The sequence below is a fragment of the Solidesulfovibrio aerotolerans genome (assembly GCF_009856865.1).
GTDB lineage: Bacteria > Desulfobacterota > Desulfovibrionia > Desulfovibrionales > Desulfovibrionaceae > Solidesulfovibrio > Solidesulfovibrio aerotolerans.
This window is the reverse complement of the sequence record NZ_WVUD01000109.1, coordinates 1-2,087: the sequence shown is the minus strand read 5'-3', so window position 1 is coordinate 2,087 and position 2,087 is coordinate 1. Positions and strand designations below refer to the sequence as shown.

Sequence of the window (2,087 nt, the reverse complement as noted above, 5' to 3'; positions counted from 1 at the left end):
TGGAGGCTCAAGCACAGAAGCCAATGAGGCGCCCCCCCCCCCCGATTAGATGGAGGGCGGACATCAACATCGAGGGGGTCAATTTTGGACGCTGATTGGGGGTCACTTTTCGGTGCTGTTTGACAGTCGAGGGGCGCATGGGGCCGGGCGCAGGGTTTTTGCTGGAAGGCACCGCGCGCTTCATCAAGCAAGGGCCGGAATTTGATATGATGAAAAGTAAATTTTCGTTTTTAACACGGGTACTTGAGGTTAAGGTGACATCGATCAAACAGACGCTTTAACGGTTCTTCGACGTTTCAAATGGAATTTGACCCATGCCCAGGTTGGGGGTAGCGGCCTCCTCGGAGGATCGGCATGCGCACCAATGACATCTTCGCCCTGGGACTGGGTCTGACTCCCCCCTGGCAGGTTTTGAGCCAGCGCCTGGACACCGAGAAGACACCCCATGAACTCCACTTGGACCTCGGTGCCGATAGGGGTGCCACCTACCCCTGTCCGACTTGTGGTCGAAACTGCAAGGCCCATGACTTCGAGGAGTTCATTTGGCGACACCTAAATTTCTTCCAACATCACTGCTATCTGACTGCCAGAGTGCCTCGGGTAACTTGTCCCAAGCATGGCACACGGCGGATTGTTGTACCGTGGGCGCGGCCTGGCAGTAACTTTACCTTACTATTCGAGCAGGTTGTCATGATCCTGGCCAGAGAGATGCCCGTGGCCACCGTCGCATCCTTTGTAGGCACGACCGACAAACGTCTCTGGAGAGTCATCAACCACTATGTGGCTGAGGCCATGAAGCGCGTTGACCTCAGCAGACTTAAGGCATTCGGCCTCGACGAGACTGCCTGCAAACGCGGACAGCGCTACGTGACCATCTTTATTGACCTGGATCGTGAAGACCGTCCTGTAATCTTCGCCACTGAAGGCAAGGGCAAACAGACTGTTCAGTTGTTCCGGGAACACATTATCAGCAAGGGCGGCCACCCCAACCGAGTGCTTGAAGTTGTCAGCGACATGTCCGGAAGCTTTATTGCTGCCGTCGAAGAACACTTCCCGCAAGCCGATCTGACCGTGGACTGGTTCCATGTGGTCCAGCTCTTTACGACGGCCGTGGATGAGGTGCGTAAGGCTGAATCTAAAGAGCGAGCATTGCCCAAAGGTACCAGATGGGGGGTGCTCAAAGGCTGTGAGACGGCCAAGACGCAGACTCAGGCCGAAGCCTTGCAGGAAATTGAGAGTGAAGCCTTCGCAACCGCCGTCGCCTATCGTATCAAAGAACAGCTTCGGTGGGTCCGCCGAGCAGAAACGCATCAGGCAGCCAAGTGGCGTTCCACTAATTTCCTAAAATATGCCAGAGATTTGGTTGCTGATGAATTACTTCTCGCCCCGGTAGCCAAGGCGATAAGGACATTCGAGAAGCATCTTGAGCGCATCCTTTTCCGTTGGTGCTCCTGGCACACGAACGCCCGACTTGAAGGCCTAAACGGTCTCTTCCAGGCAGCTCGCGCCAGAGCCAGAGGCTACCGGAATGTGGCCAATTTCATCACCATGATCTACTTGATCGCCGCCCCAATCGGCGACCTCATTGTTAAATGAATTCCATTTGAAACGTCGAAGAACCGCTTTAACGTGGCGATGGGACGGTGCTGGGGCGTTGCTGTTTCAGGCCGGCGAATGGCCGGACTGCGCCCTGGCCGTGATCAGTCTGGGCTCTCTGGGTATTGTGCAGAGGGGTTTTCGCTGGCCTTATATATGTGGTGCATCAAGCGGTTGCCGGCCCTGACCGCCGTGCTGTTGGCCCTGGAGTCATGGTTGGCGGACTGGTCGGGTCGCGACGGTGACGCTGCGGGGGGGCAGCTAGATGAGAGTAAGCGATAAATTTGTGACAACCATAGCGGTTGTGCCGTCTATGAATTTAACTGTGTATTCTACTATTGTGTCGTGGTTGAATGATATCGCCTCATTACTGTCCGGCTAAGAAAAGGCTTGACGCCTGAAAGCGACAACTGGTGCAAGCTCATGATGCCTTTCCACTTAGGCGATCAATTTTGAAAAAATGGCATAAATTGCCATGACATCAAGTTCAA

General features: G+C 54.5%; 1 protein-coding gene. It reads left to right on the top strand.

Going from position 1 to position 2,087, the window contains the following annotated elements; genetic code table 11:
* Positions 1 to 354 precede the first annotated feature (354 nt).
* Entirely contained in the window at positions 355 to 1,596 is a 1,242-nt protein-coding gene (locus GTA51_RS20285; RefSeq protein ID WP_160964295.1) for an ISL3 family transposase, read from the top strand.
* Positions 1,597 to 2,087 lie beyond the last annotated feature (491 nt).